General features: G+C 64.8%; 23 protein-coding genes. 14 read left to right on the top strand and 9 right to left on the bottom strand.

What is annotated here, in order from left to right; all coding sequences use genetic code 11:
- Nucleotides 1–74 precede the first annotated feature (74 nt).
- From MAFF_RS20870 to MAFF_RS20810, 13 genes are all read left to right on the top strand, one after another.
- Entirely contained in the window at nt 75–536 is a 462-nt protein-coding gene (locus MAFF_RS20870; protein ID WP_010912940.1) for an HPr kinase/phosphorylase, read from the top strand.
- A gap of 164 nt (nt 537–700) precedes the next feature.
- Nucleotides 701–1,102: a PTS sugar transporter subunit IIA gene (locus MAFF_RS20865; protein ID WP_010912939.1), complete on the top strand. Its 402-nt coding sequence runs from the start codon at nt 701–703 to the stop codon at nt 1,100–1,102.
- On the top strand, nt 1,099–1,395 hold the full coding sequence (locus MAFF_RS20860) for an HPr family phosphocarrier protein (protein ID WP_010912938.1): 297 nt from the start codon (nt 1,099–1,101) through the stop codon (nt 1,393–1,395). The genes MAFF_RS20865 and MAFF_RS20860 overlap by 4 nt, the downstream gene beginning before the upstream one ends.
- Nucleotides 1,396–1,570: 175 nt before the next feature.
- Entirely contained in the window at nt 1,571–2,971 is a 1,401-nt protein-coding gene (gene ahcY / locus MAFF_RS20855) for an adenosylhomocysteinase (protein ID WP_010912937.1), read from the top strand.
- Between the two features lie 199 nt (nt 2,972–3,170).
- Complete coding sequence (locus tag MAFF_RS20850; RefSeq protein ID WP_010912936.1) at nt 3,171–5,726, top strand: sensor histidine kinase; 2,556 nt, start codon at nt 3,171–3,173, stop codon at nt 5,724–5,726.
- Between the two features lie 8 nt (nt 5,727–5,734).
- Nucleotides 5,735–7,246 carry a bifunctional tRNA (adenosine(37)-N6)-threonylcarbamoyltransferase complex ATPase subunit type 1 TsaE/phosphotransferase gene (locus MAFF_RS20845; RefSeq protein WP_010912935.1) on the top strand — a complete coding sequence of 504 codons (1,512 nt, stop codon included), beginning with the start codon at nt 5,735–5,737 and terminating at the stop codon, nt 7,244–7,246.
- Nucleotides 7,243–7,971: a nucleotidyltransferase family protein gene (locus MAFF_RS20840; protein ID WP_010912934.1), complete on the top strand. Its 729-nt coding sequence runs from the start codon at nt 7,243–7,245 to the stop codon at nt 7,969–7,971. The genes MAFF_RS20845 and MAFF_RS20840 overlap by 4 nt, the downstream gene beginning before the upstream one ends.
- The gene (gene addB, locus MAFF_RS20835) at nt 7,968–11,102 is read left to right on the top strand and encodes a double-strand break repair protein AddB (protein WP_010912933.1); all 3,135 of its coding nucleotides are present in this window, start codon (nt 7,968–7,970) and stop codon (nt 11,100–11,102) included. The genes MAFF_RS20840 and addB overlap by 4 nt, the downstream gene beginning before the upstream one ends.
- Complete coding sequence (addA, locus tag MAFF_RS20830; RefSeq protein ID WP_010912932.1) at nt 11,099–14,611, top strand: double-strand break repair helicase AddA; 3,513 nt, start codon at nt 11,099–11,101, stop codon at nt 14,609–14,611. The genes addB and addA overlap by 4 nt, the downstream gene beginning before the upstream one ends.
- A gap of 77 nt (nt 14,612–14,688) precedes the next feature.
- Nucleotides 14,689–15,012 carry a thioredoxin gene (trxA, locus tag MAFF_RS20825; RefSeq protein WP_010912931.1) on the top strand — a complete coding sequence of 108 codons (324 nt, stop codon included), beginning with the start codon at nt 14,689–14,691 and terminating at the stop codon, nt 15,010–15,012.
- Nucleotides 15,013–15,274: 262 nt separating this feature from the next.
- Entirely contained in the window at nt 15,275–15,556 is a 282-nt protein-coding gene (locus MAFF_RS20820) for a cupin domain-containing protein (protein ID WP_010912930.1), read from the top strand.
- Nucleotides 15,557–15,653: 97 nt separating this feature from the next.
- Nucleotides 15,654–15,902, top strand: coding sequence for a type II toxin-antitoxin system VapB family antitoxin (locus MAFF_RS37860; RefSeq protein WP_080511904.1), 249 nt, complete (start codon nt 15,654–15,656; stop codon nt 15,900–15,902).
- Nucleotides 15,899–16,312, top strand: coding sequence for a type II toxin-antitoxin system VapC family toxin (locus MAFF_RS20810; RefSeq protein ID WP_010912928.1), 414 nt, complete (start codon nt 15,899–15,901; stop codon nt 16,310–16,312). Before MAFF_RS37860 ends, MAFF_RS20810 begins: the two co-directional genes overlap by 4 nt.
- A gap of 11 nt (nt 16,313–16,323) precedes the next feature.
- Here the strand turns inward: MAFF_RS20810 and MAFF_RS20805 are convergent, their stop codons facing one another.
- From MAFF_RS20805 to MAFF_RS20780, 6 genes are all read right to left on the bottom strand, one after another.
- Nucleotides 16,324–16,743 carry a VOC family protein gene (locus tag MAFF_RS20805; protein WP_032932636.1) on the bottom strand — a complete coding sequence of 140 codons (420 nt, stop codon included), beginning with the start codon at nt 16,741–16,743 and terminating at the stop codon, nt 16,324–16,326.
- A gap of 30 nt (nt 16,744–16,773) precedes the next feature.
- The gene (locus MAFF_RS20800; RefSeq protein WP_044548743.1) at nt 16,774–18,099 is read right to left on the bottom strand and encodes a bifunctional folylpolyglutamate synthase/dihydrofolate synthase; all 1,326 of its coding nucleotides are present in this window, start codon (nt 18,097–18,099) and stop codon (nt 16,774–16,776) included.
- Nucleotides 18,100–18,218: 119 nt separating this feature from the next.
- A complete protein-coding gene (gene accD / locus MAFF_RS20795; RefSeq protein ID WP_010912925.1) occupies nt 18,219–19,145 on the bottom strand; it encodes an acetyl-CoA carboxylase, carboxyltransferase subunit beta in 927 nt (308 codons plus the stop codon).
- Nucleotides 19,146–19,193: 48 nt separating this feature from the next.
- On the bottom strand, nt 19,194–20,033 hold the full coding sequence (gene trpA, locus MAFF_RS20790) for a tryptophan synthase subunit alpha (RefSeq protein ID WP_010912924.1): 840 nt from the start codon (nt 20,031–20,033) through the stop codon (nt 19,194–19,196).
- A gap of 62 nt (nt 20,034–20,095) precedes the next feature.
- Entirely contained in the window at nt 20,096–21,346 is a 1,251-nt protein-coding gene (trpB, locus tag MAFF_RS20785) for a tryptophan synthase subunit beta (protein ID WP_010912923.1), read from the bottom strand.
- 88 nt (nt 21,347–21,434) lie between these two features.
- The gene (locus MAFF_RS20780; RefSeq protein WP_010912922.1) at nt 21,435–22,094 is read right to left on the bottom strand and encodes a phosphoribosylanthranilate isomerase; all 660 of its coding nucleotides are present in this window, start codon (nt 22,092–22,094) and stop codon (nt 21,435–21,437) included.
- A gap of 124 nt (nt 22,095–22,218) precedes the next feature.
- Here MAFF_RS20780 and MAFF_RS20775 point away from each other — a divergent pair, with 124 nt between their 5' ends.
- Nucleotides 22,219–22,437 (top strand): hypothetical protein, encoded by a 219-nt coding sequence (locus MAFF_RS20775; RefSeq protein ID WP_027047648.1) that lies wholly within the window; start codon nt 22,219–22,221, stop codon nt 22,435–22,437.
- Here the strand turns inward: MAFF_RS20775 and MAFF_RS20770 are convergent, their stop codons facing one another.
- The 3 genes from MAFF_RS20770 to MAFF_RS20760 all read right to left on the bottom strand — a co-directional run bounded on the left by MAFF_RS20770 (nt 22,438) and on the right by MAFF_RS20760 (nt 25,041).
- The gene (locus MAFF_RS20770; RefSeq protein WP_010912920.1) at nt 22,438–23,196 is read right to left on the bottom strand and encodes a M48 family metallopeptidase; all 759 of its coding nucleotides are present in this window, start codon (nt 23,194–23,196) and stop codon (nt 22,438–22,440) included.
- A gap of 102 nt (nt 23,197–23,298) precedes the next feature.
- Entirely contained in the window at nt 23,299–23,781 is a 483-nt protein-coding gene (locus MAFF_RS20765; RefSeq protein ID WP_032932633.1) for a DUF2852 domain-containing protein, read from the bottom strand.
- Between the two features lie 117 nt (nt 23,782–23,898).
- A complete protein-coding gene (locus MAFF_RS20760) occupies nt 23,899–25,041 on the bottom strand; it encodes a benzoate/H(+) symporter BenE family transporter (protein ID WP_080511903.1) in 1,143 nt (380 codons plus the stop codon).

Below are 25,041 nucleotides of genomic sequence, written 5' to 3'. Positions count from 1 at the left end.
ACGAAGCGGAGGCCGGTTTCTCGGACGAACGGTGCCGTTCGTCCAGAGATCATGCTTCAGCCAAAGATATAATCGTGCCTGATCCAGTTGCGCAGCCAGAAAACATTCACGGAACCGCGATCCTGATCGGCGAGCGCGGCGTCCTTATCACCGGGCCGTCCGGCGCCGGCAAAACGACGCTGGCGCTGACACTCCTGGACCATTGCCGCGCGCGCGGGCTGTTCTCGCGGCTGATCGGCGACGACAGGCTGCTTGCCGCGGCCCGCGCCGGGCGGCTGGTCTGTCGCGTGCCGGCGCCTATCGCCGGTCTCGCCGAAGTGCCTGGATTCATGCCGCGCCGGCTGCCGTTCGAGCCGGCCGGGGTGATCGACCTGCATGTGAGGCTGGTGCCAAAGGCAGAGATGGCCCGTTTCCAGGAGGAAATCAGCGAGCCGGTCGCAGGCTGCCCGGTGCCGCGTATCGACCTTGCTGAGCGTAACGCCGCCACGGCCCTGCCCGCCGTGATGGCGCGGCTGTCCATCACGCCTTTTCTATGATCCGCCCGAGATTTTTTGCTGCAATGCGTCAAATTGGCATGGGCCGGCGCAATTTTGGGCTTGTCAACGGGCCGCGCGTCGACAAGATAGCGCTCCCGCCGCCTGGAATGGCTGGCGAGCATAAAATGCGCCTGTGAAGCGGCGATGACGGGAGCCACCAAAGAATGATCGGACTCGTGCTTGTAACGCACGGTCAACTGGCCACCGAGTTCCGACATGCCGTCGAACATGTCGTCGGGCCACAAGACAATTTCGAAACCGTGGCGATCGGTGCCGACGACGATATGGAACAGCGTCGCCGCGACATCGTCGACGCCGTCGCCCGTGTCGATACCGGGGCGGGCGTAATCGTGCTGACCGACATGTTCGGCGGCACGCCGTCGAACCTCGCCATTTCGGTGATGGAGTCCGGCCGCACCGAGGTGATCGCCGGCATGAACCTGCCGATGCTGATCAAGCTGTCCTCGATCCGCAAGGGCGACAATATGGCCGCCGCGCTCGATGAGGCGCAGGCCGCCGGGCGCAAATACATCAATGTCGCCAGCCAGCTTCTGAGCAGCAAATGAACGCGCTATCCCCGGAAAAAGACCACATCGTCCGGGAGTTTCCGATCGTCAACCAGCGCGGCCTGCATGCACGCGCCTCGGCGAAATTCGTCCAGCTCGCCAGCGGCTTCGACGCCGCAGTCCATGTCGAGAAGGATGGCGTCAAGGTCGGCGGCACGTCGATCATGGGCCTGATGATGCTTGCCGCCAGCCCAGGCTACTCGATCCGCGTCACCGCCAGCGGGCCGGAGGCGCTCGAGGTCATGGACGCGCTCGAGCAGCTTGTCGCCTCCCGCTTCGGCGAGGAATGCTGATCCCGTCCCAGGCATGCTCGCGAGACATGCAGGGATAAAGATTTCTTTATATCCCATTGTCGTCTTGAGCCTGATCTGCTAGTCAGGCCGGCAATTCGCGCCCTTCGACGCGCCGACCGGCGCGGGCGCATCCGCAACCAATTCGCAGCATAACAATTCGCATCGGAGTACTGCCATGACGGGTAGCAAGGATTATGTGGTCGCCGACATCTCGCTTGCCGGCTGGGGCCGCAAGGAACTCGATATCGCCGAAACCGAAATGCCGGGCCTAATGGCCTGCCGCGAGGAATTCGGCGCCAAGAAGCCGCTGAAGGGCGCGCGCATCACCGGCTCGCTCCATATGACAATCCAGACCGCGGTGCTGATCGAGACGCTGAAGGCGCTCGGCGCCGATATCCGCTGGGCCTCCTGCAACATCTTCTCGACCCAGGACCACGCCGCCGCGGCCATCGCCGAGGCCGGCATTCCGGTCTTCGCCGTCAAGGGCGAGAGCCTCGAACAATATTGGGACTATACCGACCGGATCTTCCAGTGGGCGGACGGCGGCCTCTCCAACATGATCCTCGACGATGGCGGCGACGCCACCATGTACATCCTGATCGGCGCCCGCGCCGAAGCCGGCGAGGACGTGCTGTCCAACCCGCAGAGCGAGGAAGAGGAATATTTCTACGCTCAGGTCAAGAAGCGGCTGAAGGCTTCGCCGGGCTTCTTCACCAAGCAGAAGGCTGCGATCCGCGGCGTCACCGAAGAGACGACCACCGGCGTCAACCGGCTCTACCAGCTGCAGAAGAAGGGCCTGCTGCCCTTCCCCGCCATCAACGTCAACGATTCCGTCACCAAGTCGAAATTCGACAACAAGTATGGCTGCAAGGAATCGCTGGTCGACGGCATCCGTCGCGGCACCGACACGATGATGGCCGGCAAGGTCGCGGTCGTCTGCGGCTATGGCGACGTCGGCAAGGGCTCATCGGCTTCGCTCAAGGGCGCCGGCGCCCGCGTCAAGGTCACCGAGGTCGACCCGATCTGTGCGCTGCAGGCGGCGATGGACGGCTTTGAAGTGGTGACGCTGGAAGACGCGGCCCCGACCGCCGACATCGTCATCACCACCACCGGCAACAAGGACGTCGTCACCCTCGACCATATGCGGTCGATGAAGGACATGGTGATCGTCGGCAATATCGGCCACTTCGACAACGAGATCCAGGTCGCCTCGCTGCGCAATCTGAAATGGACCAACGTCAAGCCGCAGGTCGACATGATCACCTTCCCTGACGGCAAGCGGATGATCCTCCTGTCGGAAGGCCGCCTGCTCAATCTCGGCAACGCCACCGGCCATCCGAGCTTCGTCATGTCGGCGTCCTTCACCAACCAGGTGCTGGCCCAGATCGAGCTGTTCACCAAGGGCGAACAGTACCAGAACCAGGTCTATGTCCTGCCCAAGCATCTCGACGAGAAGGTCGCACGCCTGCACCTCGACAAGCTCGGCGCACGCCTGACCGAACTGTCGGGTGAGCAGGCCGCCTATATCGGCGTCACGCCGCAGGGTCCGTTCAAGCCGGAACACTACCGCTATTAACCAAAGCTAAATTTACTACCAGATATTGAGGCCGGGTGATTGACTTTTCGCCCGGCCTTATTTTTGCGCGCGATCAGCCTTCACGGCGATTCGGCGAGGGTTTATTGTCAGGTGATTCGCGACGCTTCCGGCCCGAGAGGGGATCAGAGAGGCGCGTATCAGGGCGGTCTTGCATTCAGGCGGCGGAGAGGACCAAGACATGCCGGGGCAAAACCCGCACGGAGCGGGATCGGCCGTTTCCGGCGGCCATGACGATTCGGGGATCACAGGCTCGACCATTCAGGGCGTGCGCCTTTCATGGCGTGCCCGCGCCGGGCTGTTCCTGACCAGTTCCGTGCTGGCCGGCCCCCTGGCCAGCGCCGTGGCGCATGCCGAGAACGCTGCCGTCGCCACCGCCGGCCTGTCGATCAACACGGTCGAAGTCATGCAGCTTGCCGTGTTCGTCGGCGTGACGGGCGCGGCATTCCTGTCGGCCATCGTTCTCATCCGCGAACGGGCCCGCACCTCGGCGGAGAATGTCGAACTGAGAAGCCGCGTCGCCGATATCAATGCGGCACTGCGCCGTTCGGAAGCGCTTCTCAATCTGCGCGACCAGCGCGTGGTGGTCTGGGCCTCGGAAAACAAGAAGCCCGAACTCATCGGCACATTGCCGGTCGAGAGCGGCGCGCCAGAGGAACGGTCGGCTTTCCTCGCCTTCGGCCGCTGGTTGATGCCGCGCTCGGCGGCGGCGCTCGAGCACGCCATTGCGGGCTTGCGCGAAAAGGCCAGGCCCTTCGACCTCGTCATCGAATCGCAGGCCGGCGCGCCGCTCGAAGTGCATGGCCGCAAGAGCGCCGCGCACATACTGGTGCGGTTTGTGTCGCTTTCCGAGACCCAGCGCAGCCAGGCCCGGCTGAAGATCGACAACCAGCGGCTGGCCGCCGACCATGACACGATGATCGGTCTGCTCGAAGCGCTGAAGATGCCGGCATGGCTGCGCGACGAGCATGGACGCCTGAAATGGGTCAACCGGGCCTATGCCGACGCGGTCGAAGCCGAAAGCGCGGAAGCCGCCGTCCGCGACGCCAGGGAATTCCTCGGGGGCCAGGCACGCGAGGCGATAGACGCCCAGCACAAGACGCATCCGGTCTTCGAGCAGTCGCTATCCACGGTGATCGAAGGCGACCGCCGCGTCTTCGCGGTGACCGACTTCGCCAGCCCGGACGGTTCGGCCGGTCTTGCCGCCGACACCAGCGCCATCGAGGCCATTCGAGGTGAATATGAGCGCACGGTGCGCAGCCATGCCGACACGCTCGACCAGCTCAACACCGCTGTCGCCATCTTCGACACCGACGAGAAGCTGCGCTTCTTCAACCAGGCCTTCCAGAAACTGTGGGGGCTGGACAGCGGCTTCCTGCACAGCGCGCCCGACAATGCGCTTCTGCTCGACCGGCTGCGCAGCGAAGGCAAGATCGCCGAGCAGCCCGAATGGCGCCGCTGGAAGGAAGGCCTGCTCGGCGCCTACCGCGCGGTGGAATCGCAGGAACATTGGTGGCATCTGCCTGACGGCAAGACCATCCGCGTCGTCGCCAATCCGCAGCCCAAGGGCGGCGTCACCTGGGTGTTCGAGAACCTGACCGAGAAGATGGACCTGGAAAGCCGCTACCGCACCGCGGTGCGCGTCCAGGGCGAAACGCTCGACAATCTCGCCGAAGGCGTGGCGGTGTTCGGGCCTGATGGTCGGCTGCGCCTGTCGAACCCGGCCTTTGCCACACTCTGGGGATTGAGCGGCGAAGCCGCCAAGCCCAATGTGCACGTCTCCACGATACGCGACCTTTGCGACCGCCAGGCGGTCGACAGCCCCTGGCCCGGTTTCGTCGCCGCCATCACCGGTTTCGACGACGAGCGCCGCGACCGGCACGGCCAGAGCGAGCTCAACAACGGCACCGTGCTGCGCTATGCCGTGATCCCGCTGCCCAACGGGCAAGTGATGATGACCTTCGTCGATGTCACCGACAGCGTCCATGTCGAACGTGCGCTGAAGGACAAGAACGAGGCGCTGGAGAAGTCGGACCAGCTCAAGAACGACTTCGTCCAGCACGTGTCCTACGAACTGCGTTCGCCGCTGACCAACATCATCGGCTTCACCGAACTGCTTTCACTGCCCACGACCGGACCGCTGAATCAAAAGCAGCGCGAATATGTCGAGCATGTCAGTTCGTCCTCCTCGGTGCTGCTGACCATCGTCAACGACATACTCGACCTCGCGACCGTCGACGCCGGCATCATGCAGCTCGACATTTCCGAGGTGCATGTCGACCGCACCATCGCGGCGGCCGCGGAACTGGTTGCCGACCGGCTGCAGGAGCATTCGATCCGGCTCGAAGTCGATGCCCGTGCCGCGCCGAAGACGTTCCACGGCGACGAGATCCGCATCCGTCAGATCCTCTACAATCTGCTCAGCAACGCCGCCAACTACGCGCCGGAAGCCAGCACCATCCGGCTCGCCTGCCGCCATCTGGCGGACGGGGTGGAATTTTCCGTTCACGACGACGGCCCCGGCATGCCGCCGGACGTGCTGGATTCGGTGTTCCGCCGCTTCGAACCGCGCGCCAATGGCGGCCGCCGGCGGGGCGCCGGCCTCGGCCTGTCGATCGTCAAGAGCTTTGTCGAACTGCATGGCGGCAATGTTCGCATCGAAACCGGCAAGGACAAGGGCACGACCGTCATCTGCACCTTCCCCGACATGCCGGGCATCCGCGCCGCGGCCGAGTAGCGCGCTCTATGACGGGACCTGTACTGGAGCATTTGCTCGCGGATGAGACACAGACAGCGCGACTGGGCGAAGATCTGGCGTTGTCCCTGCGCGCCGGCGACGTGCTGGCGCTCAAGGGCGATCTCGGCGCCGGCAAATCGACATTGGCGCGGGCGCTGATCCGCGCGCTGGCTGACGATGCCGGCCTCGATGTGCCGAGCCCGACCTTCACCCTGGTGCAGAGCTACGACACGCGCATTCCGGTCCATCATTTCGACCTTTATCGCCTGTCCTCGGCAAGCGAGCTCGACGAACTCGGCTTCGACGAAGCGCTGACGCAAGGCGCTGCCCTCGTCGAATGGCCCGACCGGGCGGAAGGCTATCTGCCGAAGACAACGCTCTCGATCGAACTCGTCCAGCATGGCGAGGGCCGGCTGGCGCGGCTGTCGGGGCAAGGCGCTGCCTTCGACCGCGCGGCGCGATCGCTGGCCATGCGCGGTTTTCTCGAAAATGCCGGCTGGGGCGAAGCGCGGCGGCGCCATTTCATCGGCGACGCCTCGGCCCGCTCCTACGAGATCGTCACGCTTGCCGGCCGGGAGCCGCGCGTGCTGATGAACTCACCGCGTCTGGTGCTAGGCCCGCCCGTGCGTGACGGCAAACCCTATGCCGTGATCGCCCACACCGCGCAGTCGGTCTCCGCCTTCGTCGCCATCGACCGCGCCTTGAAGGCCGGCGGCGTCAGCGTCCCGCAAATCCATGCCGAGGACCAGGACCAGGGTTTTTTGCTGCTCGAACATCTCGGTTCCGAAGGGTTTCTCGGCAAGAACGGCGAGCCGGTGGCCGAGCGCTATGCGGCGGCGGCCGAGCTGCTGGCCATGATGCATGGCAAGAGCTGGCCGCGGCGGCTGCAAGCCGGACCCGGCAGCTTCCACGAGGTGCCGCCTTTCGACCGCGATGCGATGATGATCGAAGCCGATCTTTTGGTCGACTGGTACGTGCCGGCGATATCGGGCGGCCCGGCCAGCGACGATCTGCGCTTGGGCTACGCCACGGAATGGAACGCGCTTTTCGACCGGCTGCAGGGCAGCGAATACACGCTGATGCTGCGCGACTTCCATTCGCCCAACATCATCTGGCGCGACGACCACGCCGGCCATGACCGGCTGGGCATCGTCGACTTCCAGGATGCGCTAATCGGGCCTTCAGCCTATGACGTCGCCTCGCTGGCCATGGACGCCCGCGTCACCATCTCGCCGGAGATCGAGAAGAAAACGCTCGATGCCTATGTCGCGGCGCGCCATGCGGCAGGCGCCTTCGACGAAGCAAGCTTCCTGGAAGCCTATGCAATCATGGCGGCGCAGCGCAACTCCAAGATCCTCGGCATTTTCGTGCGTCTCGAAAAACGCGACGGCAAACCTTATTATTTGAAGCACCTGCCGCGCATCCGCGACTATCTGCGCCGGGCGCTGTCCCACCCGGCGCTTGCCAGCCTGCGGGATTTCTACGAAGCGCACGGGCTGCTTGAGGAACGAACGCTGTGACAGCAAGACCGGACACTGCCATCGTCCTTGCCGCCGGGCTCGGCAAGCGCATGCGGCCGATCACCGACACGATCCCGAAGCCGCTGGTCAGGATCGCCGGCAAGACCTTGCTCGACTGGGGGCTCGACAGCCTCGCCGCCGCCGGCGTCGCCAAGGCCGTCGTCAACGTCCACTATCTTCCCGAACAGATCGTCGCCCATGTCGCGGCGCGCAGCGCCCCGCGGATCGTCATTTCCGATGAGAGCGACCGGCTGCTCGATTCGGCCGGCGGCATCGTCAAGGCGCTGCCGGAACTGGGCGAGCAACCCTTCTACATCCTCAACGCCGACACGTTCTGGATCGACCACGGCCCGCTCAATCTCGGCCGGCTCGCCCTTGCGTGGGACGCCGCGAAAATGGATATTCTGCTGATGCTGGCTGATCTCCATCAAGCGACAGGACATTGTGGCAGCACCGACTTCCTGGTGGCGCCGGACGGCGCCTTGCGGCGTTCAAAAGGCGACCCTGCGGGGCTGATCTATGCCGGAGCGGCGATCATTCACCCTCGCCTGTTCAAGGATGCATCGGCCGAACCGCATTCGCTCAATGCCTATTTCGACAAGGCCATCGCCGCCGGCCGCCTGTTCGGCATGCCGATGCACGGCCACTGGATCACCGTCGGCACGCCCGATGCCATTCCGCTGGCGGAAGAAGCCGTCGCCGGCGCGCTAGCCGAGATGCAATGAGCGGCTCGAGCCGCGTTTTCTCTATCCCCCCCGGAGCGCCGTTCCTGCCGACGCTGGCCGAGGCGCTGCTTGCCGGCCGGCTGGTCCCGGGATTTCGTTTCGACGGCGATCCGCTCGCTCTGGCCGATGTCACCATCTATGTGCCGACGCGTCGTGCCGCGCGCGCCCTGCGCGGTGTCTTCGTCGACAGTTTGAAGGGACGCGGCGGCGGCGGCTCGGCGATCCTGCCGGTCATCCGCCCGCTCGGCGAATTCGACGAGGACGAAGCCCTGTTCGACGCCGAACCATCGGCGGCGATCGATCTCGCGCCGCCGATCTCGGCGACCGAACGCCTGTTGCTGCTGACGTCACTGGTGCGGGCGTGGAAACGCCGGCTGCCGGAGCACGTGGCCAAGCTTTTCGCCGAGGAAATCGTCATCCCCGCTTCCACCGCCGACGCGATCTGGCTGGCGCGCGATCTGGCTGGGCTGATGGACGAGATCGAGACCGAAGGCACCGACTGGACCAAGCTCGCCGATTTGGTGACCGGCAATCTTGCCGGCTGGTGGCAGGTGACGCTCGAATTCCTCGGCATCGTTACCGATGCCTGGCCGAAATTCCTGAGCGAGAGCGACCGCTCCAATCCGGCCGCGCATCGCAGCGCGCTGATCCGCGCCGAGGCGGCGCGGCTGCGGCGCAATCCGCCGGCCGGCCCGGTCATCGCCGCCGGCTCGACCGGCTCGATACCCGCCACGGCCGAACTGCTTGCCGTGATCTCCCGCCTGCCCGGCGGCGCCATCGTGCTGCCCGGTCTCGACCGGACGCTGGACGAAGCGTCCTTCCAGGCGCTTGTCGCCCCCGGCGCGCGCCCGGCCGTGCTTGGCCACCCGCAATATGGCCTGGCCAGGCTGATCGGCAAGATCGGCGTCCTGCGCTCGGATGTCGAGGAGGTCGGCGCGGCCGAGCCGCAGCTTGCGCTTCGCGCCGCGCTTGTCGGCGAGGCGCTGCGGCCGGCCGAGACCACCGAATTGTGGGCCGAGACGCGCAGCGGGTTTTCGGCATCCGACATTGCCGGTGCGTTTGGCGAGGTGACGCTGCTGGAAGCAGCCAGCGAACGTGATGAAGCCGTCGCCATCGCCGTTGCGCTGAAGCAGGCCGTCGAACAGCCCGGCCAAAGGGCCGCGCTCGTCACCGGCGACCGCGCGCTGGCGCGGCGCGTTGCGGTGGAGCTCAAGCGCTTCGGCGTGGTTGCCGACGATTCCGGCGGCACGCCGCTCGCCAACAGCCCGGCGGCCAGCCTGCTCCGATTGGCGCTGGAAGCGGTGTTCCGGCCGGGCGATCCGGTCGGCCTTTTGTCGCTGCTCAAGCACCCGCTGCTCGGCCTCGGCCTGGAGCGGGCTGCCGTGCGCCATGCAGCGGAACTGGTCGAGTTGGTGGCACTGCGCGGCGGTACCGGCCGCCCTGATATCGTTTCGCTGCCGGAATTGTTCGAAAACCGTCTCATCGGCCTCGGCGATGACAGCCGGCCGCCCTTCTGGTTTTCCCGTCTCACCGTGCGCTCTATCGAAGATGCGCGGAGTTTGCTCGCACGGCTGACGGAAGCGCTGGCGCCGCTTTCGGCGTTTCGCGGCCATGCGAATGCCGATCTCGCCGCGCTGGTCCAAGCCAGCGTCGTGGCTTTGGAAAATCTCGGCCGTTCCGCCGATGGCGGCCTGGCCGAGCTCTATGCCGGCGACGCCGGTGAAAAGCTCGCTGAATTGCTGCGCGGGCTGGTCGCTGCTTCGGCATCGCTGTCATTCGCGGCGAGCGAATGGCCCGACGTGATGGACGCGCTGATCGCGCCCGAGACGGTCAAGCCGGCGCAAGGCACCGACAGGAACATCGCCATATGGGGTGCGCTCGAAGCGCGCCTGCAGGATGTCGACATGCTGGTCATCGGCGGGCTCAACGAAGGGGTCTGGCCGCGCAAGCCGGAGAGCGACCGCTTCATGTCGCGGCTGATGAAGACCGGCATCGATCTCGAACCGCCGGAGCGGCGCATCGGCCTTGCCGCGCATGATTTCCAGATGGCCATGGGCGCGCGACACGTCGTGCTGGCCCGCTCGGCGCGCTCAGGCGACGCGCCGGCCGTGCCGTCGCGCTGGCTGCAGCGGCTGCTCACCTTCATCGGCAATGATCAGGCGGCAACCCTGCGCCGGCGCGGCGACGAGCTGCTTGCCTGGGCACGCGAGCTCGATACCGGGGCGAAGCAGGATTTCGCGCCGCGGCCGCAGCCAAAGCCGCCATTGGCGGTGCGCCCGACGCATTTCTCGGTCACCGAGATCGAGAGTTTGCGCCGCGATCCCTACGCCGTCTATGCAAGGCGGATCCTCGGTCTGATGCCACTCGATGCGCTTATCCGCGATCCCGGCGCGGCCGAGCGCGGCACGCTGTTCCACGCCATCCTGCATCTGTTCTCGTCTGAGGTGGCCGATCCGCGCGCGCCCGACGCGCTGGCCGGTCTCATCGCCGCTGGCCGCGCCTGCTTTGTCGAAGCCGCCCTTCCGGCCGACGTCGAGGCGGTGTGGTGGCCGCGCTTCGAAAAGCTCGCCGCCAACATCGTCGAATGGGAGCGCACGCGTGCCGATGCCGTCACCCGGCGTCATGCCGAGGAGCGTGCCGGCAAGACCCTCGTCGGCCAGTCCGGCGTGACGCTGTCCGGCTACGCCGACCGCGTCGATTTGCTGGCCGGCGGCATGGCCGATATTCTGGACTACAAGACGGGTTCCTCGCCCTCCAAGGCGCAGGCGCACACGCTGCTGGCGCCGCAGCTGGCGCTGGAAGGCGCGCTGCTGCGGCGTGGCGCCTTCAAGGATCTGGGCGCGCGCGAGCCGTCGCAGCTGGCCTTCATCAGGCTGAAGCCGAATGGCGAGGTGTTCGAGGAGTCCATCCTCGAGCACAACCGCCAGCCACGGACCGCCGCAGATCTTGCCGAAGAGGCCTGGGCGCGGCTGGAAAAGCTGCTGATCCATTATACCGACCCGCAGACCGGCTATCTGTCGCGCGCGCTGCCGTTTCGCGAGGGCGAGACAGATGGCGATTACGACCATCTCGCCCGTGTGCTCGAATGGTCGGCCGGCGGCGATGCCGGCGACGAGGGAGGGGAGGCATGAAGAAGGCCTATCCCATCCCGAGCGACACTGCCAACAGCCAGGCCCGCGCCGCCGATCCGCAGAATTCCGCCTGGGTGTCGGCGAATGCCGGCTCCGGCAAGACCCATGTGCTGGCCCAGCGCGTCATCCGGCTGCTGCTCAACGGCACCGACCCGTCGAAGATCCTGTGCCTGACCTATACGCGCGCCGCCGCCGCCAACATGTCGAACCGGGTCTTTTCCACGCTGTCGGAGTGGACGGTGCTCGGCGATGCCGAGCTGGCCGCGAAGATCGAGGCGCTGGAAGGGCGCCGCCCTGACCGCGACACCATGCGCCGGGCGCGGCGCCTGTTCGCCGAGGCGCTGGAAACGCCGGGCGGGCTGAAGATCCAGACTATCCACGCCTTCTGCGAATCGGTGCTCCACCAGTTCCCGCTCGAAGCCAACATCCCGGCCCATTTCGAGATGCTTGACGGCCAGATGGAGGCATCGCTGTTCGCCGCCGCGCGCCGCGAGATGATCTCCGGCACGGCTGCCGGCAACCCGGATCTGGCCGATGCGTTCGCCACCGTGCTGGAACGGGGCGGCGAAGCCGGTCTCGATGCCCTGCTCGGCGAGATCGTGCGCAAGCGCGACGGGTTGCGTCAATTCCTCGACGCGGTCGGGCGTGACGGCTTCCAGCCTTTGTTCGATGAATTCCATTTCCGCCCTGGCCAGACCGCCGAAGGAATTGCAGCATCGGTCTGGCCGCTGCCGGGCTTCCTGCCGGACTATTTTGCCGGCTTCGCCCAGGCCGCCGAATCAACCGATGCCAGATCGGTGCTGAACAACATCCTGCCCTATGCGCGCCAGGCTTTTGCCGAGAGCGATCCCATTCGCCGCCTGCAATTGCTCGCCAGGGCCTTCCTCAAGACCGATGGCGATCCCTATGACTCGGCGAAGGCCTTCAAGAAAGCGCTGACCGACCGGCTGCCGGACCTCGCCGAGCGCTATGTCTCGGCTGCAAGCGCCATCATCGAAACCGTCGACCGGCTGGCGCTGTTCCGCATGCTGGAAGGCACACGCGCGGCACTGACCATCGCCGACTGGCTGATCGCGCGCTATGACGTGCTGAAGCGCAGCCGCGGCTTTCTCGACTTCAACGATTTGATCACCCGCACGGTCAACCTCCTGGCGCGGCCCGATGCCGGCCCGTGGGTGCAATACAAGCTCGACCAGGGCATCGACCACATCCTGCTCGACGAGGCGCAGGACACCAGTCCGGATCAATGGGAGGTGGTGAAGCGGCTGGCGGAGGAATTTTTCGCCGGCTTCGGCGCGCGCGACCGGGTCCACCGCACGGTGTTTGCCGTCGGCGACGAAAAGCAGTCGATCTATTCCTTCCAGGGAGCCGCGCCGGATTCCTTCGCCGACAGCCGGCTGCTGTTCGCCGGCCGGGTGCGCGATGCCGAGGCGTCCTTCGCCGACCTCAAGCTGACCTGGTCGTTCCGTTCGACCGACGACGTTCTGGCCGCCGTCGACCGCGTCTTTGCCGATCCCGTCGTGCGGCGCGGCATCAGCCATGATCCCGATCCGCTGAGCCACAAGGCCATCCGCACCGATGCGCCGGGCTATGTCGAGGTCTGGCCATCGATCGGCGCCGACGTCGTCGACGAGCCCGACGACTGGGCGCAAGCCATCGACCACGCCCATGCGCCGGCGGTGCGCGTCGCCGAGAATGTCGCGGCGACCATTGCCGGCTGGATCGGCAAGGGCGAGATCATCGAAGGCCGCGGCAAGCGGCTGCGCCCGGGCGACGTGCTGGTGCTGGTGCGCAAGCGCGACAGTTTTGTCCATGCGCTGACCCGCGCCTTGAAACGCCGCGATATTCCGGTTGCCGGCGCCGACCGGCTGAGCCTGCCCGGCCACATCGCGGTCAAGGACCTGATCGCGCTCGGCCATCTCTTGCTCCAGCCGCAGGACGATCTGTCGCTCGCGGCCGTGCTGCGCAGCCCGATCTTCGACCTGCCGGAGGAGGCACTGTTCACGCTCGCCGCGCAAAGGCCGCCCGGCCTGTCGCTGGCCGCGTCGCTGCGCCAGCACGCCGGTGAAAGCGAGCGCCTGGCGAAGATTGTCGCGCAACTCGACGCCTGGGCTGACGAGGCCGCCTTCAAGCCGGTGTTCGAACTCTATGCCGGCCTGCTGGCGCGTGATGACGTGCGTAAAAGGATGATTGCGAGGCTTGGGCCGGAAGCCGGGGATATTCTCGACGAATTCCTGAGCTTCTGTCTTGCCGAGGAACGGACCGGCCTGCCCGGGCTGGAAGCCTTCCTGTCGACGCTGGAAAATGCCGGGCCCGAGATCAAGCGCGAGATGGACCAGACGCGCGACGAGGTTCGCGTCATGACCGTGCACGCCGCCAAGGGCCTGGAGGCGCCGGTGGTGTTCCTGGTCGATGGCGGTTCCGCCCCGTTCAGCGACCAGCATCTGCCGCGCCTGATGTCGTTCGGCGGCTCGGGCCGCAATTTTGACGGCAAGGGCTATCTCTGGCGTTCGGCCAGCGATGTCGCCAACGGCTTCTCGAAGGCGGCAGCCACCCGTGCCCGCGAACTTGCCGACGACGAATACCGTCGGCTGCTCTATGTCGGCATGACCCGCGCCGAGGACCGGCTGATCGTCTGCGGCTATCATGGCAAGCGGGCGCCGAACACCGGCACCTGGCATTCGATCGTCAGCCGCGCGCTGACCGGCGCGCCGGAAATTGAACAGCGTCCGCATCCCGCCGGCGGCGAGCCGGTGCACCGTTTCCACGTCACCAGGCTGCCGCCTGTCGCGGTGAGCGCCGATGAACAGGCGCGGCAGGCCGATGCTTTCGGTCCGTTGCCGGCGACCCTGTTCCGGCCCTTGCCGCCCTTCGAGGACCTGCCGCGGCCGCTGTCGCCGTCCGGCGCCTCGGCGCTGATCGACGAAGGCAAGGAAGCGGTCGTCGACAAGGCTTCACCGGTGCTGGACGCCGATGCCGAGCCCGGCTTTGCCGTGCTGCGCGGTCTCGCCTTGCACAAGCTGCTGCAGGTGCTGCCCGGCATTGCCGAGGGTGAACGCCAAGGCGCGGCCGAGCGTTATCTCGCGCGAACGGGTGCCGCTTGGCCGCCGTCAGAGCGGGAAAAGGCCCTGGCGTCGGTCATCGCCATCCTCGTCGACCCACGCCTCGGCCAATTGTTCGCGCTCTCCTCGCGCGCCGAAGTGGCGATCATGGGCAGCCTGCAAGTCAGGGGCAAAACGCGCTCGATTTCCGGCAAGATCGACCGGCTGGCGGTGACGGCGAACACGGTTTCGATCGTCGACTACAAGACCAACCGCCCGGCGCCCGTCTCTTTGGCCGAAGTTCCCCCGGCCTATCTGCTGCAGCTCGCACTCTATCGCGCCCTGCTGCAGCCGCTTTACCCCGGGCGCGAGGTGAAGGCGGCCCTTCTGTTCACCGAAGCGCCAAGGCTGATCGAACTGCCCGCCCATGTCATGGATGACGCCCTTGCCCGACTCACGGGAGCGTGACACAAGACCTGCTTGAAGAAGGGCTAGATAACCACCACATTTGGTGCGACAAAGAACTCTCGAAAGGAATTTTCCGCATGGGTGCCACCGTCAAGGTCGACAAGAACAATTTCCAGGCTGACGTGCTCAACGCCAACGTACCGGTGGTGGTCGATTTCTGGGCGGAATGGTGCGGCCCCTGCAAGCAGATCGCGCCGTCGCTCGAAGACATCGCCACTGAACTCGGAGCCAAGATCAAGATCGCCAAACTCAACATCGATGAGAACCCCGAGCTTGCCGCGCAGTTCGGCGTGCGCTCGATCCCAACGCTGATGATCTTCAAGGGCGGCGAAGTGGCCGACATGAAGGTTGGCGCCGCGCCGAAGACCGCGCTGTCGCACTGGATCAATGGCAGCCTCTGATCCTCTCTGTTTAGACGCAATTCCGGACAGAAAACCGCTTCACACTTTTCTTGGAATGCTTTGAAATTCCCGATAGCAAGAGCCCGGCCATCGCGCCGGGCTTTTTGTTGGCGTCACCTACAGCGCCGCGCATCCTTGGATGCGCAGAGGACGCTGTAGCAGTTGGATGGCTCATGATCCGCTGGGTCATGCGCTGGGCCGCTCTGGCCCTCACATCAGGGCACGCCATGTCTTCTGCTGGCGGCAGAAACAGGAGAGCGACATGACCGGATCCGCCAAGGCCACCGTCTTCATCGACAATGAGCGCGTCATCGTCACCGAATACCGCTTCCAGCCCGGCGACAACACCGGCTGGCATCGCCATGGCCACGACTATGTCGTCGTGCCGCTGATGGACGGCAAGGTGAAGTTGGTGACCAAGGACGGCGAAACTTTCGCCGAGATGAAGAAAGGCGCGCCCTATTTTCGCAAGGAGGGCGTCGAACACGACGTCATCAGCGCCAATGACGGCGAATATGCTTTTATCGAGATCGAGCTGAAGTAATGCGCCGTTGAACGCTGATCGGAGTGATGGCACGCCATCATCTGCCATCATGATGGCAGGCACGCATCGGTCTATGTCCCTCGGAAGGGAGTTTGACATGGCCGAACCACAGCTCTCAGTCCGCAGCGCAAAGGCACGTGACCTGGCTCATAGGCTTGCTCGTCGCGAGAACCGCTCGATAGCCGACGTGGTCGAACGCGCGCTTGAATCCTACGAGATTCGTGAAGCTGGCCGCGAACCCGCCTCCACCTTCTATGCCAGCCTGACCGCAAGCAGTGGCGTCGACATCGATCTGGAGAAAGTTATTCGCGAGGGTCGCGAGCTTCATTCAGGAATTGAGCATTGATTTTCGTCGATACCAACGTGATTTCGGAGTCTCTGAAGAAGACCCCGGATCCAGCCGTGCTGGCGTGGCTTGTGCGCAATGACGCCGAACTGGCGCTTCCCACGGTGACGATTGCTGAAATCGCCTTCGGTATTCAAAAGATACGACCTGACGAGCGTGCGGATCGGCTGGAACAGGGACTTTCCCGATGGCGGCATCGATTTGCTGACCGGATTTTTGGACTGACGGAAGAGGCTGCCTTGGCTTACGGCGCGATCATGGGGGCCGCGACACGCCAAGGTCCCGGCATGTCGGCTCCCGATGGCATGATCGCGGCGATAGCGCGCGTGAATGGAGGCCGGCTGGCAACCCGAAATCTCAACGACTTCGGCACCACCAGCCTGGACCTGATCTCACCATGGAATTTCTGAAGCATGTCTAGTCACCAGTCGGCGATGCGGTCGCCGCCGATGAACTGCGCGCTTTTGGCGGTGTATTCGAACAGCTCGATCTTCACGCCGTTGGGATCGCGTATCCAGGCCTGAAAGGTGTCGTCGCAGGCATGCTTCTTGGCCGTGACGTCGACGCCCTTCGACTTGATGTGGGCGATCGCCGCGTCGATGTTTTCGACCTCAAGGCAGAAATGGTTGATCTGGTTGAGTTCGCTATAGGTGGTGGCATCCTTCTGGAACACCTCGACATGGCTGCGGCCGCCGCAATCGAGGTAGAAGCCGAAAATCTTGCCGTCGCGCAGGAAATTGAACCTTGTGTCCATGCCGAGCACGTCGCGGTAGAAGCTTCGCGTCGCTTCCAGATCATGCGCGAAGATACAGACATGGGCGAGCTGCTTCACGTTGATCATCACGGGCTTCCTGCGTCGGTCATCAAGCGCTCAGGTCGGCGGCGTGCCATTCTCGGCTAGCACCGCGCCGGCAAGATAGAGTGATCCGCCGATCAGGATGCGGGGCGGCGGGCCGTCCCATGTGTCGCGCAGCAGCATCAGCGCGTTGGCGACGGAACTCACCGGCTCGGCGGTCAGCCCGGCTTCCGTGGCCCGGATCGCCAGTTCGTCGTTCGGCACGCCGGCATCGCTCAGGCTCACCGGCACCGTATAGACATGCCGGACGAGGCCCTTGAAGGCGCGGAAATAGCCACTCTGGTCCTTGGTGTTGATCATGCCCGAAATGAGGAACAGCGGCCGCGGGTTCTTTTCTTCCTGTTCGGCCAGCGCTTCGGCGACGACCACGCCGGCGCCCGGATTGTGGCCGCCGTCGAGCCAGATGTCGGCGCCCTTCGGCGCCAGATCCGTCAGCCGACCCTGCGCCAATTTCTGCATGCGGCCGGGCCAGGCGACATGGGTCATCGCCTTCTCGGCGGCGCGGTGGCTGATCTCGAAGCCGGCCGCCTTGACCGCGGCGATCGCCGCGGCGGCATTGGCGAACTGATGCCGTCCCGGCAGACGCGGCGGCGGCAAATCCATCAACCCATCCTCGTCCTGGTAGACCATGCGGCCGTTTTCTTCGAAGGCGAGGAAATCCTGGCCATAGACGAAGGTCGGGCACTCCAGCCGCTCGGCGGTCTCGATCAGCACCTGCAGCGCCGTCTCGCTTTCCTGCGCGCCGATGACCACCGGGCAGCCGCGCTTCATGATGCCGGCTTTTTCGGCGGCGATCAGTTCGACCCGGTCGCCGAGATAGGCTTCATGGTCCATCGACACCGGCATGATCACGGTCACGGCGGGCCTGGTGACAACATTGGTGGCATCGAAGCGGCCACCGAGGCCGACCTCGATGATGGCGGCTTCGGCCGGATGTTCGGAAAACAGGATGAAGGTGACGGCGGTGAGGATCTCGAAGACGGTGATCTTCTGGCCGTCATTGGCCTTGGCGACGCGGGCAATGGCCTCGGCGAAGGTCTCATCGTCGACGAGTTTGCCGCCGCCTTCAGCGGCCAGCCGGTAGCGCTCGGCCCAGTTCACCAGGTGCGGCGAAGTGTGGACATGGACTAGGTGGCCGGCGGCTTCGAGCAGCGCGCGGGAAAAGGCGGCGCAGGAACCCTTGCCGTTGGTGCCGGCGATGTGGATGACCGGCGGCAGCAGGTCCTGCGGATTGCCAAGCCGCTCCAAGAGCCGCGTGATGCGGTCGAGCGAAAGGTCGAAACCTTTCGGATGAAGCGCCATCAGGGCTTCGATTTCGCGGTCGGCGGCAAGCGTTGTCATGGCTAAATCCCGGCGCATGGCCCGAGCACCAGAATCAATCCGGAATGGCCATGGCAATCAAAAGGCTACAGCGCGCCATGGACATGGCGCAATCGCTGTTCGCGGCGGTTGATGTCGCCTCAGGCTTGCGGCCTGGCTTCGGCGGCAACCACGGCGGGCGGCAGGATTTCCGGCTCCAGCGGCTTCTGTTCGCCCGGCATCTTGAGCAGCATCTTCAGCAGCCGCGCGATCGTTTGGCGCATCTCGAGCCGCGACACCACCATGTCGACCATGCCGTGCTCCATCAGATATTCTGAGCGCTGGAAGCCGTCCGGCAGTTTCTCGCGGATGGTCTGTTCGATGACGCGCGGCCCGGCAAAGCCGATCAGCGCGCCCGGCTCGGCGATATGCACGTCGCCCAGCATGGCATAGGAGGCGGTGACGCCGCCGGTGGTCGGGTTGGTCAGCACGACGATATAGGGCAGGCCGGCTTCCTTCAGCCGGTCGACGCCGACCGTGGTGCGCGGCAATTGCATGAGGGACAAAATACCTTCCTGCATGCGCGCGCCGCCGGAGGCGGCAAACAGGATCAGCGGTCGCTTGCGTTGCAGGGCGACCTCGAAAGCATGCACGATGGCGTCGCCCGCCGCCATGCCGAGCGAGCCGCCCATGAAGGCGAAATCCTGCACCGTCACCACCACCGGCAGGCCCTCGATGGTGCCCAGCGCGTTCACGATGGCGTCTTCCAGGCCGGTCTTGGCCTTGGCGTCCTTCAGTCGGTCGGTATAGCGCTTCTCGTCGCGGAACTTCAGCGGATCCAGCACAACCTTGGGGTTTTCGAGCTGCTCGTACCTGCCGTCATCGAGGAAGTATTTCAGCCGCTCCTTGGCCGAAATCTTCATGTGGTGGCCGGAAGACGGGATGACGAACTGATTGGATTCCAGATCCTTGTGGAACACCATTTCGCCGGTCTCGGGATCCTTGATCCAGAGATTCTCGGGCATGTCGGTGCGCCGGCCGAGCATCGAATTGATCTTCGGGCGAACGTAATTGGTGATCCAGTTCATCGCTTCGGCTCCTGTCCTGACGAAGAGTTGGCTAAAGACGTAGGAAAACTATTCGGCAGCAGCAAGGCGGGCCGAACGCACGCCTTGCGCCAGGCCGCTGACCAGTGTGGCGACGGCCTCGGCCGGGTCGGCGGTCTTTTCGCCCTTCGGCCCCAACACATTGGCGACCGCATTGACGATTGCCGTGCCGACGACAACGCCATCGGCGTTGGCGCCGATGACACGCGCCTGTTCGGCGGTCTTGACGCCGAAGCCGACGCAGACCGGCAGGTCTGTGTGACCCTTGATGCGGTTGACTGCCGCCGCCACCTTGCCGGTGTCGGCCAGCGCCGAACCGGTGATGCCGGTCATCGAGACGTAGTAAACGAAGCCGGAGGTGTTCTGCAGCACCTTGGGCAGGCGCTTGTCGTCGGTGGTCGGCGTCGCCAGGCGGATGAAGTTGATGCCGGCCTTCAACGCCGGAATGCAGAGTTCCTCATCCATTTCCGGCGGCAGGTCGACGACGATCAGCCCGTCGATGCCGCTGGCCAGCGCGTCTTTCAGGAAGCGGTCGACGCCATAGATGTAGATCGGGTTGTAGTAGCCCATCAGCACGATCGGCGTTTCATTGTCGCCGGCGCGGAACTCGGACGCCATCTTCAGCGTCTTGACCAGCGTCTGGCCGCCTTTCAGCGCCCGCAGCCCTGCCGCCTGGATCGCCGGACCGTCGGCCATCGGATCGGAGAACGGCATGCCGAGCTCGATGATGTCGGAGCCGGCGCCGGGGAGCGCCTTCATGATCGACAGCGAGGTATCGTAGTCGGGATCGCCGCCCATGAAATAGGTGACGAGTGCCGGGCGGCCTTCGGTCTTCAGCTTCGCCATGCGGCGGTCGATGCGGGTCGTCATGTCTGGCCCTTTGGACGAATTTTGCTCATAATCAACTCCCAAATCGAAACTGTCCAAAGGGCCTAGATCTCCATGCCCAGCATCGAGGCCACCGTGTGCACGTCCTTGTCGCCACGGCCGGACAGGTTGACGATGACGATCTGGTCCTTGTCCATGGCAGGCACGATCTTCACCGCGTGGGCGATGGCGTGCGCGGATTCCAGCGCCGGGATGATGCCTTCGACGCGCGTCGTCAGCTTGAAGGCTTCCAGCGCCTCGTCGTCGAGGATCGGCACATATTCGACGCGGCCGGAATCGCGCAGCCAGGAATGCTCCGGGCCGACGCCGGGATAGTCGAGGCCGGCCGAGATCGAATGGCCGTCCATGATCTGGCCGTCGGCATTCTGCAGGAGATAGGTGCGGTTGCCGTGCAGCACGCCGGGAGAACCGGCATTCATCGAGGCGCAGTGCTCGATGCCGTCGAGGCCGCGCCCGCCGGCTTCGATGCCGATGATGCGCACGTCCTTGTCGTCGAGGAAGGGATGGAACAGACCGATGGCATTCGAGCCGCCGCCGACAGCGGCAATGATGGTGTCGGGCAGCCGGCCTTCCTGTTCGAGGATTTGCGCGCGCGCCTCGGTGCCGATCACCGACTGGAAGTCGCGCACCAGCTCCGGATAGGGATGCGGGCCTGCGGCTGTGCCGATAAGATAATAGGTGTCCTCGACATTGGTGACCCAATCGCGAAGGGCTTCGTTCATGGCGTCCTTCAGCGTGCCGTGGCCAGCGGTGACCGGCCGCACTTCGGCGCCGAGCAGCTTCATGCGAAACACGTTCGGGCTCTGCCGGGCAACGTCGGTGGCGCCCATGTAGACGACGCAGGGATAGCCGAAGCGGGCGGCGACGGTGGCGGATGCCACGCCATGCTGGCCGGCGCCTGTCTCGGCGATGATGCGCTTCTTGCCCATGCGCTTGGCCAGCAGGATCTGGCCGAGGCAGTTGTTGATCTTGTGCGACCCGGTGTGGTTCAGGTCCTCGCGCTTGAAATAGACTTTGGCGCCGCCCCCGAGGCCCTTCGCCGAGGAAACCTCGCGAAGATGCTTCGTAAGACCCTCGGCGAAATAGAGCTTCGACGGGCGTCCGGCATAGTGGGTCGAAAGATCGGTCAGCTCAGCCCTGAAATCCGGATCGTTCTTGACCTCGTTCCAGTGCCGCTCCAGGTCGAGGATCAGCGGCATCAGCGTTTCTGCGACGAAACGGCCGCCGAAAATGCCGAACATGCCCTGCTCGTCGGGTCCGGTGCGGAAGGAATTGGGCGTCGCCGGCTGGTCCATCGCCGATCTCCTAAATCTTATGTTTTGAGCATGTCCTTGTCGGAAAACCGGTTCCCATTTTTCCGGGACATACTCTTGTTTAAAGGCGTTAGGCGGCCCGGTCGTCGCGTGCTGCTCGGACGGCCCGGAAAAACTGTTCGATAAGCGCCGGATCCTTGACGCCCGGCGCGCTTTCCACGCCCGACGAAATGTCTATTCCGGGCGGGTTCGCAAGCCGAAGGGCATCGCCGATATTGGCGGCGTTGAGCCCACCGGAAAGCATGTAATCGACGCCGGCGTCAAGGCCGGCAAGGATGCGCCAGTCGAAGGCGACGCCATTGCCACCCGGCAGTTCGGAGCCTTTCGGTGGCTTGGCATCGAACAGGAACCGGTCGGCAATGCCAATGAACGGTCTGATCCGGTCGAGGTCGGCGGCCTCGCTGAGCGGCAATGCCTTCATCACCGGCAAGCCATAGCGAGCCTTCAGTTCAGCCACCCGTTCGGGGTGTTCCGAGCCGTGCAACTGCAGCATGTCGGGCTGCATGGCCGAGACAATCTCGTCCAGGAAAGCGTCGGTTGCATCGACCGTCACAGCAACCGCCACGGCCTTGCCGCGCGCGGCTTCGCGCAGACGCCCGGCTTCCGCCGGCTCGACATAACGCGGGCTCTTCGCGAAGAAGATAAAGCCGACATGGCTGGCACCGCCGCCGAGCGCCGCGGCCATTGCCTGGTCGGTCTTCAAGCCGCAGATTTTGATGTCGAGCGCCATGGCGCGGGAATTGGCATGAAATCGAGACAGAGTCGAGAAAAAGCATACTGTTTGCCGGCAACGCCAAAGGCGCTACCTATTGATGACGGGTTTAATTGGCAGCATGCAGGGCGGGAGAACGATCATGGCCGACAGAACGGTTGCGGAACTGAAGCAGAAGATCGCGCAGGCGCGCGAAGTCATCGCCCATCTGATGGACAAGGCCGCCTTCAACGGCGCCGAGGCGCATCGGGCGCTCGACTATTTCGGCAGCGATGAATTTGACCGGAATTTCCTGCCCTGGCCGCATCATGGCGATGAAGGGCTGCGCCCCGAGGAACTCAACGCCGCGAATGACGATTGACTACTCGAACATGATCGCCTGCAGCGCGCCGCCGTTGCGCTTCAGCCAGTCCTTGCAGCGGTCGGTGTCGGGGCAGAGTTTTTCGCACAATTTCCAGAATTTCGGGCCGTGGTTCATCTCCTTGAGATGCGCGACCTCATGCGCCACGAGGTAATTTATAACAGGCTGCGGCGCCATCATGATGCGCCAGGAGAAGGAGAGATTGCCTTCCGAGGTGCAGGAGCCCCAGCGGCTCGACGTGTCCTTGTAGCGGATCGCCTTGGCGCGCTTGCCGAGCGCCTCGGTGTGCTTGATCACCAGCTTCTCGATCTCCTTCTTGGCCTCGCGCTTCAAGAAGTCGGCGATACGGCGCGGCAGATGTATCCGGTCGCCATGGACGATCAGCAGTGGCCCACGCTCGTCGCGCGACACGGTGACGGTGCCGCGCTTTGACGGCTCATGGACGATGCGGTGCGGCACGCCCCGGATCGGGATCTTGATGCCCGGCCGCACTTGCGGGCGCGTCGGCACCTTGGCCAGGCGCTGCTCCAGCCAGTCCTGATGGCGGTCGAGGAACCTGTCCACCTCGCCACGGCGCAGGCCGGGCGGCACGGTGATGCGCAGGCCCTGGCCGCCGGAATCGATGCGCAGCGTCAGGCGCCGTGCGCGGGCGCTCTCGACGATCTTGAGCGGCAGCGTGCGACCGGCGACGCAATATTCGCGCTCCACGACTGGCGTGGCCTTGGGCTTCGTCAGATTGCGGAAGAATCCGATGGTCATGGCGGGACGATACGCGATTCGAGAAAAACGACTAGAACAAAAAAGAAACGGCGCCGCTCACGCGACGCCGTTTTTTTTCACGATCGGGCTTGTCGCACAGCCTCAGTCGTCAAGCAGGTTCGAGCCCTTGCCGCGCTTGGTCGGGGTCGTGCCGGTGTTCGGATCGGTCTTCGCCGGCGCGGTCGACTTGTTGCGCTTGGCCATGAAGCGATCGAACTCGTCCTGATCCTTGGCGCGGCGCAGTTCGCGGGCATAGTCGTCGAACTCGGTCAGCATGTCGTCGAGCTTGCGGCGTTCCTCGGCGAGGCGCTCGAGCTCCTTTTCGCGCCAGTCGTCGAAAGCGACGTTGCCGGTGCGGGCGGAGCCATTGCCCCAGCGAGCGGCCTTGTCGGAACCGCGGCGGCAGCCGGCGAAGATGCCGTCGGTCGCACGGTTGACGTCACGCTTGAAGCCGTCGAGCCGGTCGCCCCAGATGATGTAGGCGAGCATGGCGAAGCCCAGCGGCCAGAACACCATGAAGCCGATCACCATCAACGCGATGGTTGCCGGCGTCCAGGCCGGGCGGATCAATGCAGATGTGTTCATTTTCTCCCATTCCTTCGGTTGGAGACAGCCAGGACCGGCTGCGTGGAATCGAAATGGGAAGGCAAAAACGGCGATTCAAGACAATGTCCGCCAAAACCGGACAAGGGTTTGAAATGACTATCGCTTTTTGAGCCTGTCGAGGAAAAGCACGACCAGCCCTGCGATCAGCCCCCAGAATGCCGCGCCAACGCCGAACAGGGTCAATCCCGAAGCGGTGACGACAAAGGTGACGATGGCGGCCATGCGGTCGCCCTCATCCTTCAGCGCGATCGCCAGCGCGTTGGCCAGCGAGGCCATCAGCGCCAGACCCGCCACCAGCACGATCAGGCTTTGCGGCAGGACGGCGAAGATCGCCACCAGCGACGCGCCGAAAATCGCGAAGATGACATAGGCGAGCGCATAGAAGGGGCCGGTCTTCCAGCGCTCGGCGGGGTCGGGATGGACGTCCGGCCCAGTGCAGATCGCCGCCGAAATCGCCGCCAGATTGGTGGTCGAGCCGCCGAACGGCGCCGACAGCAGGGAAAACAGGCCGGTGACGCCGATCAGCGGGCCGGGCTCCGGGTGGTAGCCGGCGGCGCGCAGCACGGCCAGCCCCGACAGGTTCTGCGAGGCCATGGTGACGAGATAGAGCGGCAGCGCCAGGCCAATCATCGCCTTGGCGGTGAAATCAGGCGCGATCAGCGTCAGCGTCGACAGTTCGGGGGTCGGCAAGCCGCCGACACGGCCGGTGAGAAACGCGGCGAGACCGCCGCCGACCAGCACCGCCAGCACCGACAGCGCCGGGTGGAACACGCGGATCAAGAAGAAGGCCGCGATCAGCGGCAGGATCAGCCAGGGGTCGACGGGAACGGTCTTGACCGCGTTGAGGGCGAAGGTAACGACAATGCCGGCCAGCATGCCGGAAGCGACCGAGGGCGGTATCCTGGAGATCAATTGCGTCAGGGGCCGGAACAGACCGGTGGCGATCAACAGGATGGCGGTGACGATGAAGGCGGCCACGGCTTCGCCGATCGAAAAGCCGCTCGATGCCGCCATCAGCGCCAGGCCTGGGGTCGACCACGCGGTGATGACAGGCATTTTGGTGCGCCAGGACAGCCACAGGCTCTCGATCGCCATGGCCAGGCAAATCGCCGTCACCCAGCTTGCCGTCTGAATTTGCGTCGCGCCGACCGCGTGGGCGGCGGCAATGACGATGGCCAGCGTGCCGCCAAAGCCGACGATTGCCGCCACGAAGGCCGAGATCGGAATGGAAAGGCGCAT

The organism is Mesorhizobium japonicum MAFF 303099, from assembly GCF_000009625.1.
Lineage (GTDB): Bacteria > Pseudomonadota > Alphaproteobacteria > Rhizobiales > Rhizobiaceae > Mesorhizobium > Mesorhizobium japonicum.
Note: the sequence above shows the minus strand (reverse complement) of the source record. Positions and strands in the feature narration are given on the sequence as shown.